12 protein-coding genes are annotated in these 16,767 nt (G+C 68.5%); 7 read left to right on the top strand and 5 right to left on the bottom strand.

Annotation, left to right across the window (positions count from 1 at the left end; genetic code table 11):
* The first annotated feature begins 70 nt into the window (after positions 1–70).
* Both ACIA49_RS11020 and ACIA49_RS11015 read left to right on the top strand, forming a co-directional pair.
* A complete protein-coding gene (locus ACIA49_RS11020; protein WP_396376938.1) occupies positions 71–850 on the top strand; it encodes a phosphatase PAP2 family protein in 780 nt (259 codons plus the stop codon).
* A 37-nt stretch (positions 851–887) separates the two neighbouring features.
* A complete protein-coding gene (locus ACIA49_RS11015; RefSeq protein ID WP_396376937.1) occupies positions 888–2,906 on the top strand; it encodes a HelD family protein in 2,019 nt (672 codons plus the stop codon).
* On the opposite strand, the gene ACIA49_RS11010 is transcribed toward ACIA49_RS11015, so the two are convergent.
* Together ACIA49_RS11010 and ACIA49_RS11005 are read right to left on the bottom strand one after the other, a co-directional pair.
* Complete coding sequence (locus tag ACIA49_RS11010) at positions 2,845–3,999, bottom strand: fatty acid desaturase family protein (RefSeq protein WP_396376936.1); 1,155 nt, start codon at positions 3,997–3,999, stop codon at positions 2,845–2,847. The genes ACIA49_RS11015 and ACIA49_RS11010 overlap by 62 nt on opposite strands.
* Before the next feature lie 13 nt (positions 4,000–4,012).
* The gene (locus tag ACIA49_RS11005) at positions 4,013–5,110 is read right to left on the bottom strand and encodes a ferredoxin reductase (protein ID WP_396376935.1); all 1,098 of its coding nucleotides are present in this window, start codon (positions 5,108–5,110) and stop codon (positions 4,013–4,015) included.
* An 84-nt stretch (positions 5,111–5,194) separates the two neighbouring features.
* Here ACIA49_RS11005 and ACIA49_RS11000 point away from each other — a divergent pair, with 84 nt between their 5' ends.
* Positions 5,195–6,463, top strand: a complete 1,269-nt coding sequence (locus ACIA49_RS11000) for a PucR family transcriptional regulator (protein ID WP_396376934.1) — start codon at positions 5,195–5,197, stop codon at positions 6,461–6,463.
* Here the strand turns inward: ACIA49_RS11000 and ACIA49_RS10995 are convergent.
* Genes ACIA49_RS10995 through ACIA49_RS10985 form a run of 3 tightly spaced genes read right to left on the bottom strand, consistent with a single transcriptional unit; the run spans position 6,440 to position 10,068 of the window.
* Positions 6,440–7,840, bottom strand: a complete 1,401-nt coding sequence (locus tag ACIA49_RS10995; RefSeq protein ID WP_396376933.1) for a hypothetical protein — start codon at positions 7,838–7,840, stop codon at positions 6,440–6,442. The two genes, ACIA49_RS11000 and ACIA49_RS10995, sit on opposite strands and share 24 nt — an antisense overlap.
* On the bottom strand, positions 7,837–8,859 hold the full coding sequence (locus ACIA49_RS10990; RefSeq protein ID WP_396376932.1) for a hypothetical protein: 1,023 nt from the start codon (positions 8,857–8,859) through the stop codon (positions 7,837–7,839). The genes ACIA49_RS10995 and ACIA49_RS10990 overlap by 4 nt, the downstream gene beginning before the upstream one ends.
* 15 nt (positions 8,860–8,874) lie before the next feature.
* Positions 8,875–10,068: an MFS transporter gene (locus ACIA49_RS10985; protein WP_396376931.1), complete on the bottom strand. Its 1,194-nt coding sequence runs from the start codon at positions 10,066–10,068 to the stop codon at positions 8,875–8,877.
* An 89-nt stretch (positions 10,069–10,157) separates the two neighbouring features.
* On the opposite strand from ACIA49_RS10985, the gene ACIA49_RS10980 reads away from it, so the two are divergent.
* From ACIA49_RS10980 to tuf, 4 genes are all read left to right on the top strand, one after another.
* Positions 10,158–10,469 carry an ArsR/SmtB family transcription factor gene (locus ACIA49_RS10980; RefSeq protein ID WP_396376930.1) on the top strand — a complete coding sequence of 104 codons (312 nt, stop codon included), beginning with the start codon at positions 10,158–10,160 and terminating at the stop codon, positions 10,467–10,469.
* A gap of 22 nt (positions 10,470–10,491) precedes the next feature.
* Positions 10,492–12,750 carry a PQQ-binding-like beta-propeller repeat protein gene (locus ACIA49_RS10975; RefSeq protein WP_396376929.1) on the top strand — a complete coding sequence of 753 codons (2,259 nt, stop codon included), beginning with the start codon at positions 10,492–10,494 and terminating at the stop codon, positions 12,748–12,750.
* Positions 12,751–12,909: 159 nt separating this feature from the next.
* Complete coding sequence (locus tag ACIA49_RS10970; protein WP_396376928.1) at positions 12,910–15,291, top strand: hypothetical protein; 2,382 nt, start codon at positions 12,910–12,912, stop codon at positions 15,289–15,291.
* A gap of 272 nt (positions 15,292–15,563) precedes the next feature.
* Positions 15,564–16,751: an elongation factor Tu gene (tuf, locus tag ACIA49_RS10965; protein ID WP_396376927.1), complete on the top strand. Its 1,188-nt coding sequence runs from the start codon at positions 15,564–15,566 to the stop codon at positions 16,749–16,751.
* Positions 16,752–16,767 lie beyond the last annotated feature (16 nt).

The following is a 16,767-nucleotide window of genomic DNA, read 5'->3' as shown; positions in this document are numbered from 1 at the left end:
GGTTGCCCAGGGCAACGTCAGGGTTGCGCCTGGGCAAATCCTGAGGGAACAGCTAGTACCGTCGAAAGGTATGGGGACGCAAGCTGCAGAGCGGGTGGGGACAGCAGGGGAGCAGCGTCGGACGACGGTCTGGCGAGTGATTCGGGAGGCGGTGCTGCTGGCGACCCTGTTCGGGGTCTACAGCGCCGGGCGGCAGATCGCCGCCAAGCACACCGGGTCCGCGTTCGACCATGCCCACGAGGTGCTGTCGTTCCAGAACTGGCTCCACCTCCCCAACGAGGCGACGATCCAGCAGGCGGCGCTCAGCCTCCCCCATCTGGTCCAGTCAGCGAACCTGTACTACGCCTCCGTGCATGCGCCGCTGACCGGGGCCGTACTGCTCTGGCTGAGCATCTGGCGACCGAAGGCGTACTCGAACGTGCGGTGGACCATCGCAGCGCTGACCGGACTCGCACTGATCGGTCACATCGCGTTCCCACTCGCACCACCGCGGATGATGCCCGGGTTCGTCGACACCGGCCTGGTGTTCGACCAGTCCGTGTACGGCGCGGACCGGTCCGGCAGCGTGGTGAACCAGTTCGCCGCCATGCCGAGCCTGCACGTCGGGTGGGCGGCCCTGATCGCCCTGTCGATGATCCTGATCACCCGGTCCCGCTGGCGCTGGCTCTGGCTCGCGCACCCGATCATCACGTTCGCAGTGGTGGTGATGACCGCCAACCACTACTGGCTCGACGGAATCGTCGCCCTGGTGCTGCTCGCGGCCTGTCTGCCGCTGCTGCTCCGGCGGGGACTGCACGACGACCTGCCGCGGGCGCGTAATTCGGTACCGATCCGGCAGGTGCTCAAGTAACGTAGCCGGGCTCCCCACCCCCTGCTGGAGGTCACTCATGCCCGCAGACACGTCCGACACCCTCCAAGCCGAGCAGAACCATCTGAAGACCTCCCGGGCCGCACTGGCCCAGATGCGGGAGAAGACCGGCGCCCTGGAGATCCACAGTGCGGACCCGGTCAGCGAGGAGTTCCTGAAGGCCGCGATCTGGCGGCGGATGAAGGAGCTGGAGGACGACCCGGAGGTCCCGCTGTTCTTCGGGCGGCTGGACTACGTCGACCCGGCCCCGGAGACGTTCCACATCGGCCGCCGGCACGTGAACGACGCCATGGGCGAGCCACTGGTGGTGGACTGGCGAGCAGACATCTCCGTGCCGTTCTACCGGGCCAGCCGGACCGAACCGATGGGGGTCGGCCACCGGCGCCGCTTCGGCTTCACGCACGGCGAGATGACCGCGTTCGAAGACGAGGACCTGACCACCGCCGCCCCCGTCGAGGACCACAGCGACATCCTGGACGCCGAGATCGAGCGGCCGCGCTCCGGTCCGATGCGTGACATCGTGGCGACCATCCAGCCCGAGCAGGACGTCATCGTCCGGGCCGGCGTCGAGCAGACGATCTGCGTCCAGGGTGCACCCGGTACCGGTAAGACCGCGGTCGGACTGCACAGGGCGGCGTACCTGCTCTATGCCTACCGGGACCAGCTCAGCCGGGCCGGTGTGCTCGTGGTCGGCCCGAACGCGAGCTTCCTGCGCTACATCGGCGACGTGCTCCCCGCACTGGGCGAGATCGAGGCCAAGCAGACCACCGTCGAAGAGCTGGTCGCACACGTCCGCGTGGCCGGGCCGGGTCCCGCAGCGCTCGACGTACTCAAGGGCGATGGCCGGATGGCGGAGGTGCTGCACCGGGCCGTCTGGTCGCAGGTGCGGACGCCGGAGGAGGCACTGGTCGTCCCACGCGGCTCACACCGGTGGCGGGTCGCTGCCTACCAGGCTGAGGAGCTGGTCACTGAACTCCGCACCCGGGGCATCCGGTACGGCGCCGGCCGGGCGATGTTGCCGCAGCGGCTGGCGCACGCCGTACTGCTGCGGATGGAGGCGGCCGGTGACTCGCCGGACGACCGGGTACAGGACGCAGTCGCGCGCAGCCGTCCGGTCAAGCAGTACGCCGAGGCTCTGTGGCCGGCAGTGGATCCGGCCAAGATGCTGTTCCGCCTCTTTACTGAGCCGGAGCTGCTTGCTGAGCACGCCGAAGGCATTCTGACCGCCGAAGAGCAGGCGATGCTGATCTGGGAGAAGGCACCGCGGTCGGCGGGTGCGGCCAAGTGGTCGGTTGCCGATGCCACTCTGATCGACGAGATCGCCGACCTGGTCGACCGGACGCCGTCACTCGGCCACGTCGTACTGGATGAGGCGCAGGATCTGTCCGCGATGCAGCTGCGTGCCGTCGGCCGCAGGTGCTCGACCGGATCGATGACAGTGCTCGGTGACATCGCGCAGGGCACCACTCCGTGGGCCACCCCGTCGTGGGAGGAGGCCCTCAAGCACCTGGGCAAGACTGGCGCCCACACCGAGGAACTGACCGCAGGCTTCCGCGTCCCCGGTCAAGTGATCGAGTACGCCGCTCTCCTGCTCCCGCTCATCGCACCACACCTCACACCGCCGACCGCCGTACGACGGGCGCGCGGTGAACTCAGCATCACCCGGGTGGACGACAGCCTGGCAGCCGCGGTGAAGACAGTGGGCGACGTGTCGAGCCGTCCGGGCTCCATCGGCCTGATCGTTCCCGATGCGCTCGTCCCGGCCGCCCGGAAGGCGCTGCACGAGCAGGGGCTCACCTTCGCCGTACTGGGTGACGAGGACGACGCCGAGTCGCACCTGGACGTCGTACCGGCTTCACTCGCCAAGGGTCTCGAGTTCGACCACGTGGTGCTGGTGGAGCCGGCTGGGATCGTGGCTGGTGAGGCCGACGAGCGCACCGGCCTCCGCCGGCTCTACGTCTGCCTCACCCGAGCCGTCACCTCGCTGGCAGTGCTCCATAGCGAGGACCTGCCGACCGTCCTAGCGACCGCAGCCTAGAGCCGAAGTCGTTCGGCAGCGAGAGCCGGAACACCTTCGCCCACGCCGAGGCGACCTGCTTCGGCAGCGGACCGGTGGTGTAGCGCAGGTTGTACTCGTCGAAGATCGCTCGCACCTTCGGTGCGATCTCCTGGTACCGGTTGCTCGGCAGGTCCGGGAACAGGTGGTGCTCGATCTGGAACGACAGGTTGCCGGTCATGATGTGCATCGCCCGGCTGCCGCTGATGTTGGCCGAGCCGAGCATCTGCCGCAGGTACCACTCGCCGCGCGTCTCACCGTCGATGGACTTCTTCTCGAACGTCTCGACGCCCTCCGGGAAGTGCCCGCACATGATCACCGAGTGGGACCAGACGTTGCGGACCACGTTGGCGACCGCGTTGGCAGCCAACGTGTGCAGGACCGACGGCCCCGACAGCAGCGGGTGCACGACGTAGTCCTTGGTCATCTGGCCGCGGATCTTCTTCAGCACCTGCTTGGTGCGCGCCTTGAAGCCGGGGTCCTGGCGGCGCTCCTTGGTGGCCAGGTTCTTCCCCAGCTCCAGGTCGTACGCCGCGATGCCGTACTCGAAGAACATCGCGTTGACGAAGTTCCAGAACGGTTGCGCCAGGTACAGCGGGTACCAGCGCTGGTCCTCGTCGACCCGCATGATGCCGTAGCCGAGGTCGTTGTCCTTGCCCACCACGTTCGTAAAGGTGTGGTGCAGGTTGTTGTGCGCGTGCTTCCACTGCTCGGCCGGCGACGCGTGGTCCCACTCGTAGCTGGTCGAGTGGATCTTCGGATCCCGCATCCAGTCCCACTGGCCGTGCAGGACGTTGTGACCGATCTCCATGTTCTCCAGGATCTTGGCCACCGACAGCCCCGCGGTACCGATCAGCCAGGCCGGCGGGAACAGCGACAGCAGCAGCACCGCACGGCTGCCCAGCTCCAGCTTGCGCTGCACACTGATCACCTTGCGGATGTACGCCGCGTCGCGGGTGCCACGCGTGGCCAGGACCTCGTCGCGGATCGCGTCGAGCCGGCGGCCGATCTCCTCGATGTCTTCGGGAGACAGGTGCGCGATCGGGTTGGCGGCCTTCTTCTGGATAACAGTCACAGGGGTCTCTTTCTCAACAGTCGATGTCGCAGGCACCGGCCGCGGCCGAGATGCAGGTCTGGATGAGTACGCCGTCGCCGGGTGCGGCGGTGGTGACCTCGCCCGAGCGGAGGTCACGCACCGAGCCAGAGCGCAGCGGGAGCACGCAGGAGAAGCAGATGCCCATCCGGCAGCCGGACGGCATCAGTACGCCGTTCTGCTCGCCGGCGTCGAGGATCGGCGTCGTACCGTCGAGCTCAAGGGTGGTCCCGGTCGCCGAGAAGGTGACGCTGCCGCCCTCTCCCGGCTCAGCCAGCGCAGTACGGAATCGCTCGGTGTGCAGCTCGCCGATCTCCTCGAGCGACGCCCACTGCTCCTCGATCGCGTCGAGCAGGCCGGCCGGGCCACAGGCCCACGTCTCCCGCTCCGCCAGATCCGGTACGACGTCCGCCAGCGCGGCGACGTCAAGCCTGCCGTGCGTATCGGTGTGCTGCTCGACCAGCCGCAGGTGCCCGGCGGCAGCGTAGTCGCGCAGCTCGTCACCAAAGATCACGTCGTCGGCCCGAGCCTCGGAGTGCACCAGCACTGCGTCCTCGAACCGGCCAAGGCCTGCGCGCAGCATGCCCATCACCGGGGTGATGCCGCTGCCGCCGGTGATGAACAGGATCTTGCGCGGCGCCGGGTTCGGCAGCACGAAGTCCCCGACCGCCTGATCGAGGTGCACCAGCTGACCCGGCCGCAGCTCCTGCGAGAGGTGCGCACTGACCACACCGTCCGGGACTGCCTTGGCAGTGATGGTGATCAGTCCGTCGCCCGGTGCGGAGGTCAGCGAGTAGGAGCGCCACAACCGGACGCCGTCGACGTCGAGCCCGATCCGGACGTACTGCCCGGGCTGGTGCCCGCGCCAGGCCTGGCCAGGCCGCAGTACGACGGTCACCGCGTTGCAGTTCTCCGGACGGACGTCGACCACCCGGGCGCGCAGGTCGGCGCCGGCCCGGAGCGGACGGAACATGTCGAGGTAGTCGGCGGGGTCACGCGGGTGGGTGGCCGCCGACGCAACCTGCCAGACCCGGTCACGCAGCCGGTCGCGGAACGTCTGCCGCGCGCGGGGGTCAGCAGCAAAGGTCGTCATACCTTCCAGCATCCTCGACCCAAGGTGTAGTTTCATGACCAAAGATGGTGAATCTGAAACCCGATGTTGTTCGGAGAGAACAGTTTGTCCGACTCTGACCCCACGCGGCACGCCAGCCGGACGGCCCGCGGAGCCGCCGAGCTCAAGCTCGGCGAAGCGGCAATCGCTCTCCTCCGGGCCCGGCTGGCGGAGATCGCCGGCCGCACGGTGACGGCGATCATCGTCGAGGTTCCGGGGTACACCAACGCGCTGGCCGGACCGATGGGAGCCAAGATCGAGAGCGCCGTCCAGCTCGCCCTTGGCGGCTTCCTCCGACTGGCCGGCAGCGGTGCGGCCGGTACGCCGCTCGCGCCGACGCTCGAAGGCGCGTACGCGCTGGGTCGCGGCGAGGCCCGGAGCGGCCGGAGCATGGATGCCTTGCTCGCCGCCTATCGCGTCGGCGCCCGGGTGTCGTGGCGGGAGCTCTCCCGTACCGCTGTCGAGGCTGGCCTGCCGGCCGAGACCTTGGCCAAGTTCGCGGAGCTCGTCTTCGCCTACATCGACGAGCTGTCCGCGGCGAGTGTCTCCGGCCACACCGACGAGCTGGCCACCACCGGCCGGGTCCGGCAGCGCTACCTCCAAGCGCTGAGCCGCAGCCTCTTGCTGGGCGAGGCCCCCGAGCACCTGATCGGAAAAGCCCAGCAAGCCGACTGGGAGCCGCCGCGGACTCTGACGGCCGTGATCCTGCCGAGCGCACAGCTCAGAGCCATCCTCGGTGCGCTCGACCCACGAACCCTGCATCCCGAGGACGACCTGGCCGAGCTCGGCGATCTCACTGCTGCACCGGGTGAGGACGACGCGACCGAGCTCGGCGTGCTGATGCTCCCCGATGCTGACGGCTCAGCCCGGACCACCCTGCTGCGAAGCCTTCGCGGCCGCCAGGCCATCGTCGGTCCCGCCCAACCGTGGACGACGGTCCGGACGTCGTACCTGCGCGCTCTCCAGGCCCACAGACTCCGGCTCACCGCCGACGCCGATGCAGCGGTCGATACCGACAGCCACCTGGCGACGCTGGTCGTCACGTCCGACCCGACGGCTCTCGAGGATCTCCGCCGACACGTGCTGGCACCACTCGCGGACCTCCGCCCGACCACGGCAGAGCGCCTCACCGAGACACTGCGCGAATGGCTGCTGCACCTGGGCCGCCGCGACGACGTCGCCGCGGCGCTGCACATCCACCCGCAGACCGTCCGCTACCGCATGACACAGCTACGTCAGCTCTTCGGTCCCCGGCTGGACGACCCGCAGACCGTGCTCGACCTGACCATCGCCTTGGCCGTGCCGACGACCTCAGAAACCGCGGGACCCGCCTGAGCGACGCGACGACCGTCGCGAGGAGCCACCGCCGCTGGACCTGGTCCGGGACGACCAGGACCGCCGCGAGGATCCACTCGACCAACTGCTGTCGTTATCGTCGCTGGACGACGAACCCGCGGACGACGACCAACTGCTGACCGACGAACCCACGTCGGAGCTCCAGCGCCCGAAGCGGGCACCCGCCCGGCGAGAGGCCCAGCGGGACCGCATGCGATCGCCAGCCCGCCGAGCGTCCTCGTCCGGGAACCACCAGCGTCGTCCGTCGCCCTGCGACCAGTAGCCGTCGATGTAGGCGGCCATCTCCTCGCCGAATGTCCAGTAGGGCCTGGGATCCCGCCATAGCTTGACCATGCGGACCTGGGGCTCCTCACCGGCCACTGCGCGCTGCTTGCAGGCGGCACACACGTCGACCTCGCGCACGTTGCCACCCTCAGGCTCGAAGTTCACCTGGTCCGTGCTGGGCCCGTGCCGCGGGTCGAAGAAGCAGGGTGCCGTCGGCTTCGGTATCGGCTGCCCAGCACGCACGGCGTCGATGCACACCAGCCCGTAGCGCGCGGAACCCAGCAGGGTCGTCACCGCCTCGATGTCGGCGTCACCCTTGGCCGCGTCCAACCGGTGCCGTGCCTTCTCGACTGTGTCGAGCACGTCCTTGGACAGCTTCGCCTGCTGCGGCTCGTTCGTCGTGGGCAGTGCTGCCACTTGCTGCGACAGCGCGATGATCTCCTCGTTCAGCATCGGCTGCGTGACAGCCAGGTGCTCCTTTTCATCCTTGCGACGTGCCCGCCGTGCTCCGAGGGTGACCGTGCCCCACCACAGGCCGAACAGGCCGGCCACTCCGCCTGCCCACGGCGCTACGTCGATGTACCAAGGGTCGTCGACCACCTGTGCCCGCTGAATGAAGCGCGCCAGCATGCGGTCGTAGTCCGGCGCACAGCAGTCAACGGCCTGATCCACTGCATCACCCACGTGGTACGTCGGGCCATGGTCGGCTCGCTGGACCGCATGGAAGCCACGGCCTTTGCTCTCCGACCTCGCATCGACCAGGACGGCGTACACGCCTTCGACGCCGACCCGGTCGTACAGCTGGTCGGCGATCTCCTCGCCTTCCCACGCCAGGGTCGAGTAGTACCCGGACTTCGAGATCTTCGTGGCCGGGATGACGGCGATCCGGATCGGCGCCGCGGCGCCCTTCGCCGCTGCACTCAGTTCAGCGACCTCACTGGAGCTCAGCTGGCTGACGTCGGGGTCGACCCACACTCCCGGGTCACCAAGGTGTGAGGCCACCTCGTTCATGTAGGCATCTGGCGTGGTCGCTGCCTGTGCCGGGAGCACTGGGATCACCACGAGAGCGAGTACTGCGAGCAGACGCTTCATCGCTTGCTCCTCGAGAGTCGGGTCTCACATGCCTTGCAGACAGGGATCTCTCGCGGCTGCCCGCCGCCCGGCGTGTACATCCAGTCAGTCACCGAGACGCCATGTGCTGGGTCGAAGAAGCACAGGGCCCGACGCGGCGGGGCTGGCGTGCCTGCAACCCGTGCCTGCGCACAAGCGAGTCGCCAGCGCCCGTACTCGACGCGCGCACGTACATCCACCAGCTCGTCGTCGTCCAGGTCACCGTTGACCACGCGACCGGCATCGGCGTACGCATCCAGTGCTGCTTGCACATCTGCCGCAGTGGCTGTGACATCCATGCCCTCCAGACGCACGTCTGCGGCATCCAGTTCCTCACCGAACCGTGTGACGTCCTCACGCGCCAGCGCTTGCCGCTCGGTCAGGGTGTCGGCCTCATCCGGCAGCACGTCGTACGACGGTCGGTACAGCGCCGGACCCGACTCCGTGGCCGGCCGTGCCTTCCACCAACGCCGGACCAGTCCGAGTCCCGCGAGCAGCACCAAGACCAGCAGCCCGAGCCAAATCCAGCCAGGCGGACCATCTGAGGCTTTCGGGACGTTGAGTTGGTCCAGCACTCCGTTGAGGGTGCCGACCGGATCGGACCGGCTGTGCCTGGCCAGCTCCTCGCTCAGAATGTTCGCGATCGGGGTGTCGACACCGACCGCACTCCCCCAGATCAGCGCGCCGCCGAAGACGACCAGATAGATACCGTCGGCGGCCTGCTTGTCGACCAGTGCGTCGACGTAGGCCTTGGCCGCTGCACCGTTGTCGCTACCGCCGTTGTTCAGCACTGCCGCCGGCACCACGGCGATCCGGATGGCCGGGACCCGCCCGTCGACCCGGTCCTTCAGCTCATCCGCATCCCGATCCGGGACCAGCGCGCGCTGAGTGGGATCGACGTACACAGGTGAGCTCTTCCACCCGTCGACAACCGGAGCGGGATCAGCCGCCGCTCCGGTCATCGTGGTGGTCAGCAGTATCAGGGCGGCCAGCAATCGCATGGCCGCTACCTTGCCCTAGCTGGAGGGCAGAACCGCGACAGGCTCCGCTTCGACATGCTCCAGGTCTTCGATGTCTTCCAGAGCTGGGTCGCGGCGAAGGGTGAAGGTCAGGCCGAGCACGATCAGCGACAGTACGGCGGCCAGCGGCGGCAGGTAGCGCAGTCCCGCCACCTGGATGACCAGACCGCCGACCACTGCGGACAGACCGGCGCCCAGGTAGATCGCAGAGGCGTTGAGAGCGATCAGGAGTCCACCGCCGAGCTCAAGCAGCAGGTTCTGGATCGGCGGGTTGAAGGCCCAGGTGAACATGCCCCAGACGAACAGGGCCACGCCCGCACCCACAGTGCTGCGGGCTGTCAGGTCCAGCGTGCTGACTGCGAGGACGATGCCGATCAGCAACACGATGAGCGTGCGGATGCTGCCGAAGCGATCGGTGGCGCGTCCACCGAGCAGGTTGCCGACCACGGCGCCCACGCCGTACACGAGAAGCAGGATGCCGGTGACGTTGCCGGTCAGACCGGCCGTCTCCTTCAGCAGCGGCACGATGTAGATGTAGACGCTGAAGGCGCCGAGCACACCCAGCACCGACATCAGCAGCACGATCTGCACGCGACGGTCAGCCAGTCCGGCGAACCGCTCACGCAGGCTGACCACAGGTGGTGCAGCGACCTTCGGTAGCGCGGAGCGCTCGACCACGGCGACCAGCACCGCCACGATCGCGATCAGCGCGAACACACCCTTGTAGCCAAGCGTCGGGCCGAGCAGGCTGCCGGCCGGCACGCCTAGCACCAGAGCGAACGTCAGACCGCCGAACACGACCGCCACCGCGCGACCGCGCTCTTCAGGTGGCAGGAGGCCAGTGGCGAACAGCGTGGCCGCCGGCGTGTACGCAGCGGCGCCGAACGCGGCCACCACTCGCCCGGCCATCAGCACCGGGTAGTTGGTCGCCACGGCGGCGATCAGGTTGCCCAGCGCGGCCAGAACGAGTGCAGCGATCAGGAGAGTACGACGCTCCCACCGGCCGGTCAGCGTCGCCAGGATCGGCGCACCGATCGCGTAGGCGAGCGAGAACGCGGTGGCGAGCTGACCGGCGGCGGTCAGCGAGACATGGAGTTCGGAGCTGACATCGGGCAGCACACCGGACACGACATACGCGCTGGTGCCGACCGCGAACGCACCAGCACCGAGCAGGTAGATCCGTGCGGACATGAGGTCCTTCCCCGGGAAGATTCGAGTAGTTCGATGATGATCGTACTACGAAAGTCATCGAACTTCGACAACCGTCGTACTATGGACCCATGACCAGGAAACAGCTCCCCCAGCCGGACCGGGCGGAGATCCGCGTCGAGACGGTCCTGCAGGCCCTCGGCGAGCCGGTACGACTGCAGATCGTCCGCGCGCTCGCGGACACCCCGGAGGGCATCGCCTGCGGCGAGATCGAGCTGCCCGTCACCCCCTCCACCCGCGCCCACCACCTGCGCACCCTGCGCGAGGCCGGCGTCCTGAGCACTCACACCGAGGGCACCCGGCGGATCAGCAGGCTGCGCCGCGAGGACCTCGACGCGCTCTACCCGGGGCTGCTGACCGGAGTCCTGTCCGCCGAGCAGTAGGAGCGACTGGCAGACTGGCGCAGTGGTCGAGCTACGCGCGCGCTGGGATGGCCTGGTGCCCGGTCCTGGTGAACTCGCCGACGCGCTGATCACCCGGTACGTCGAGCGCAACAGGCGCGCCTATCGCGACCACTACCTCGAGACCGTGCTGGCCGCGCTGGAATCGCTCATCCAGCTGTCGACCGACCCTTCGTCGGTCCGGCTGGCGGCCTGGTTCCACCGTGCCGTCCATGAACCAGGTGGCACCCCGGCCGAGGACGCCGAGGCCTCTGCGCACCTGGCAGAGGAGCTACTGCCGCAGTACGGCATAGAACCGATCAGAGTCGCCGAAGTCGCCCGCCTGGTTCGCTTGACCGGCGAGCTGGCCGCTCCCGCGACCGATACCTACGCACCACCACGGCGAGACGCGAATGGCGACGTACTGCTCGATGCAGTGAACGCCATTCTGTCCGCCGACCCAGTCCGGTACGCAGTTCACGTCGCCGAGGTACGACGCGACGCGGGCGACCGCCGGAGCGCACTGGAGCAGCGGTACGACGATGTCCGCGAACTGCTCGATGGTCACCTCTACCGAACCCAGCTGGCCCGGCAGCGCCTCGGACCGGTCGCCCGGGTCAACCTCGAGACAGAGCTGGCCGGTCTCGACAGTGAACTGCCAGCGCCCTGGCGTGGTTGGCAGCAGGCCGCACTGACCGCCACAGCAACGTTCTGTGCGATCGGCTCCACTGTGGTCGCCATCGCAGCCGCCGGTGCTTCCTGGGAGATTCCCACTTCACAGGGCGAGGCCAGCTGGCCACCTGTCGCCTTGGCACTACTGGCGTTCATCAGCGCGCCGGTGCTGTTCCGCTGCGCGCGCAGCTCCAGTCAACGAGCCTGTCTGATCGCAGGCGCGGTAGTGGCAGTAGCCGTCACCGGTCTCCTGATTGCTTGGGCACAAGCCCCACGGACCAACCCAGCACTCGGCGTCGGCCTCCGAGTCCCGCTGCTCTTCGCCGCTCTGCTGCTCTTACTGCTGGCTGGCGGTGCTGCGCTTGCTGCGTCCCTCCTGCGCACGAGGACCGCACGGTTCCTTCCGAGCCGGAATCTCGGTCAGCAGCTCGCGTGGCTCGCCGTACCAGGGGTCGTTGCCCTTGCTCTGCTGCTGATCGTCCAGCCGCTGGCCCGCAACTACGTGCTGAGCTCGAACGAGCGAGTCGACCGATCGCCCCGGCCGGCCGGTAAGGCCACGCCGTCCGTCCTGAACGGCACAGTCGCCTGGGTGAGCAAGGCGACCTTCGGCGCAGGAGCCGAAGAGGCGATCAGCACGCAGTACGGCATCGCGATCCCCCGGCCGAACGGCGTGGTCGACATGCTCGACGCTGCGACCGGTGATCTGCGCTGGCGCTATACCCGGTCCGACTCCGACGACCGCCCCACCATCGTCGCTACCGGCGACGGCGCCTACGTGCTCGCGCAGTTCCCTGATGTCGGCTATCTGCTGCTCGACGCCAACACCGGTCAGCGCAAAGCCGCCTGGGCCGGCCGGACGCGTGGCCACCTCATCCAGCAGGCGCAGCCGTTGCTGACCGGCGAGCCGGCCACTCACGGCTCTGACAAGCTGCACGGCCTTGACCCGAACGGCCACGAGAGGTGGACCTTCGAACCGGGTGACTGCTCGGACCTCGATGCGGTTGCCTCCACGGACGCAGTGCTCGCGTTCCTCGGCAACTGCGGCGACGAGCCCGATGCGATGACCGGACTGGACCTGAAGTCCGGCAAGAAGCTGTGGACCAAGACTGCGACCGACACCTACCGGCGTCCGGTCGTCGCGGGCGGACTGGTCGTGGTGGCCGAGCCGGGCGGCGACTCCGACGTACCGGCTGCTCTGACGGCTATCGAACCGCGCACCGGCGCTATCAAGTGGCGCTGGCCGGTACCGCAGACCTGGGCCTGCCGGACGCTGCTGAACGCCGCCGGCCGGTACCTGGTCGTTGTGGACTGCCCAGGCCCGAGCACGATCGAGAACCGGCACACCGTGGTCACTGCGATCGACACCGTCACCGGGAAGACCGCCTGGCAGGTCACTGCTCGTGTCGACCCGCGATCCAAGGTCGCGGTCACCGCGGACGGCCGGGTCGTCTCCCTCAGCCGGGACACCGAAACCTGCTGGGCCAATGTCATCGAACGCACCGGATTCCGCCAGGTCCGGTTACCCCTCGGAATCACCTGCAGTCGCGACGCCTACGCGGTCGGTAATCAGGTCCTGGTGACCGGGGACAACGCTGTCATCGCCTTGCGCTAACTCAGTGTGATCCAGAACGCAAGGCCGGCAGGGCAATCCGGCCCTTCCCGCACGCTGCGAAGCGGTCAGGTGACGAGCCGGTATCGCTTTGGCCACGACCGTCTCCGGGAGCCCCAGATCGGTCGGCCGGGACTCCATCCGGGTGCGAGACTCGCAGCCATGGACCTGCGCGACCAGTGGAATCGCCTGCTGCCGCACGCGCAGCCGTTGGGCGATGATCTGCTGGCTCGTTACGCAGAGCAACATCGGCACTATCACGATCAGCGGCACCTGGCCGAGGTTCTGCGCACGGTGGACGAGCTCGCCGACGCCGCCGACGACGCGGACACCGTCCGGCTGGCCGCCTGGTTCCACGACGCGATCTACGACCCGCAGGCCGAGCCCGGGGAGAACGAAGAGGTCTCGGCCCAGCTGGCCGAGCTCGAGCTCGCCGCGTACGGCGTCGACGCCGCCAAGGTCGAGGAGGTCGGCCGGCTGGTCCGGCTGACTGCCAAGCATGACAGCGCCCCCGACGACCGGAACGGCGCTGTGCTCTGCGACGCCGACCTGCGCATCCTGAGCATGCCCGCGGACCGGTACGACGAGTACGCGGCCGGCATCCGGCAGGAGTACGCGCATATCGACGACCGGGACTTCGCCCGCGGCCGGATGTCGTTCTTGCAAGGCCTGGCCGAGACCGAGCTCTATGCGACCGGTCCGGGTCACGACGCCTGGGAGCGCGCCGCGCGCGCCAATATCGACCGGGAGCTCGACTCCTGGGGCCCTAAGGCGGCCCGTCCGATCGGCGGGCTGATCCCGGTCGTGTACTTCGGTGCTGCCCTCGGTGCGGTCGTGGCCGCGTCGGTACTGCTCGGCCGCGGCCTCGGCGCCGCGTCGAAGTGGCCCGCCGACCCGTCCGACGTCACTGGCTTCCCGGTGTGGACTCCGGTCGCCGGAACCGCAATAGCAACCGCACTGGCCTGCGCGTGGTTCCGACGGGCCCGACAGCGCCTACTCGCCATTCCGGCACTCGTGTTCGCGGTGGTCGGTGTGGTCGCAGTCGGGATCTGCTGGTGGCGTTGGCCGGCGGCACAGCCCGGTGCTGCGATGTCCGAGCGCTGGCCGTACCTGATGCTCGCCTCGATCTCACTCATGCTCTCGGCCGGACTGCTGGCGCTGGCACGCCGGCTCCGCCGCGCACCGCCGTACTCGCAGGCTCCGCCGCAGTGGCTGGGTGTTGCTGCCACTGCCGTCTGTGGAGCTCTGCTGGCCTGGATTGTGGTGTCTGCTGGTGAGCCGTTCGTGCAGGCCCGGCTGGAGACGGCCAACACAGTCAGTACGACGACCACGGCCGAACCCACGCAGGTGCCGGTGCAGTTCGACGGCACACTCGCTTGGACGCGCGAAGTCCCCGCAGCCGGTGCCATTGCCGGTACGGCGGGCGGAGTGGCCGAGTTGCGCCAGGACGGCGTGGTCATGTCGGACGCGAACTCCGGCCAGATCCGCTGGCGGTACGCCCGGGCAGATGTCGACGACGCAGCCTCCAGCGGCTCGAAGGGCCTGCTCGTCTCCGGCGACGGCCGCACCGTCGCCGCCAACCTCCCGTACGCCGGGAATCGCGCACCGACCGGTATCGACCTGCCGACGTACGCAGTCCTGAACGCAGTGACTGGTGAGGTGCTGACCGAGGTTCACACCGACGGACGGGCGCTTGCGGTCAACCAGGACCAACTGCTGATCGCCGAAGGCAATTACGTCGCTGCCCATGGCGTAAGCAACCCGACGCACTGGCGGACGCAGCTGCGCTGCAACGTGATCCAGGGCGAGTTGATGAACGACCAGGCGGTCGTGGTCGACGCCTGCCCCGGCAACGGCGCGGTGGTTCGCGGCCTGGACCTGAAGACCGGTGACCAGCGCTGGGAGGTCGACCTGGCACAGCGCTTCGACCTGAGTACCGAGCTGGACCCGGACACCTGGGTCGGCGACCTGGTCGCCGTACCGGACACCCGTGAGGTCTCCGGTCTGATCTGGACCGCTGCTGCGGGCGGCACGCTCTACCAGTGGTCGATCGACGTCGGCGAGGGCCGGATCAGCTGGACCACCCCGGTACCGGGCACTCTGCGGCCACGACTCGGTCAAGCCTCCTGCGACGCACAGCTCGCCGCAACGCACGCGTCACTCGTGCTGATCACCTGCCGGAACGCGACAGACCCGACGCAGCCCCAGACGTACGACGTAGCTGCAGCGAACCCGGCGGACGGCACTCCGCAGTGGCATCACCTGCTGGACGTACCGCCGAAGCTGCAGCAGCCCGAGTACCCCCGTGACGGCTTCGCGCTGCTGCCGGACGGGCGTGTGATCACCCTGATGCCGCAGCCGAACGGCAGCTGCTCACCGGTGATGATCGGTCCCGCAGGTATCCAGCCGCGACCGATCCTGCCCGGCCCGACCGCAGCGTCGGTGGCGCGCTCCGAAGAGGTCACCTGCAACAAGCCGGTCACCACAGTGGCCGGGGCGCGGCCCGTCTTCTCCGACGGCACCCGCCTGTTCGCCCTGAACTAGCTCGTCGGGAATTACGTTGCCGTGGGCGCTGTTACTCCCTAACGTGATCCGCATGTACCGCGTGGTTTTCGAGCAGAACCTGTCAGGCGCCGGCCTGACGGGCGCTCCCACGTGGGCTGCCGCGTCAGTCGATAGCCGACCCTCTTCCTGCTGATCAGGACCCGCGGAGGAGGGTGGCCCGAGACCGGCCCCCTTCCGCGCGGTGACAGCGCCGGAAGGCCAGCCGGAGGGTCCTGGCTCAGTCAATTCTTCTGACCAGCAAGGGAAAACTCATGGCCAAGAGCCAGTTCGTGCGGTCCAAGCCGCACCTCAACATCGGGACGATGGGTCACGTCGACCACGGCAAGACCACGCTGACCGCTGCCATCACCAAGGTGCTCGCCGAGCGCGACCCGGTGGCCAACTCCTTCGTCGCGTTCGACGGGATCGACCGGGCGCCGGAGGAGGTCGCGCGGGGGATCACGATCAACATCAGCCACGTGGAGTACGAGACCGCATCCCGCCACTACGCGCACGTCGACATGCCCGGTCACGCCGACTACGTGAAGAACATGATCACCGGTGCCGCGCAGGTGGACGCCGCGATCCTGGTCGTGTCCGCACAGGACGGTGCGATGCCGCAGACGCGTGAGCACGTGTTGCTCGCGCAGCGCGTCGGCGTGCCGTACCTGGTGGTCGCGCTGAACAAGGCGGACACCGTCGACGACCCCGAGCTGCTCGACCTGGTCGAGCTGGAGGTCCGTGAACTCCTGTCGGAGTACGGCTTCCCGGGCGACGACGTACCGGTGGTGCGCGTCTCCGGCCTGAAGGCGCTGGAGGGCGACCCGCAGTGGACCGCTGCGATCGGCGAGCTGCTGGACGCGGTCGACAGCTATGTGCCGACGCCGGAGCGGGAGCTGACCGAGCCGTTCCTGATGCCGATCGAGGGCGTGCTCACGATCAGCGGCCGGGGCACGGTCGTCACCGGTGCGGTGGAGCGTGGCACGTTGCACGTCGGTGCAGCCGTCGACGTGGTCGGTCTCGGCCAGACCGTCAGCAGCACGGCGATCGGGATCGAGACGTTCGGCAAGACACTGGAGACAGTGCAGGCCGGTGACAACGCGGCGATCCTGCTCCGTGGTGTGAAGCGGGACGAGGTCCGTCGCGGCATGGTGGTCGCAGTCCCCGGCACGGTGCGTCCGCACCGCGCGTTCCGGGCCACACTGCACGCACTGACCACCGCCGAGGGTGGCCGGCACACGCCGTTCGCCGCGGACTACCGGCCGCAGTTCTACTTCCGGACCACGGACGTGTCCGGTGGTATCGACCTCGGCACGACCACACAGGTCATGCCGGGTGACACGGTCGACCTGGCCGTGGAGCTGGTGAAGCCGGTCGCCATGAACGTCGGCCTCGGCTTCGCAGTCCGCGAAGGCGGTCACACCGTCGCCGCGGGCACAGTCACCGAACTGCTCGACTAGCAGGCAGCCCCCGACC

Origin of the sequence: Kribbella sp. NPDC051587 (assembly GCF_044453945.1) — a bacterium.
Lineage (GTDB): Bacteria > Actinomycetota > Actinomycetes > Propionibacteriales > Kribbellaceae > Kribbella.
This window is presented reverse-complemented; position numbering and strand designations above follow the sequence as displayed.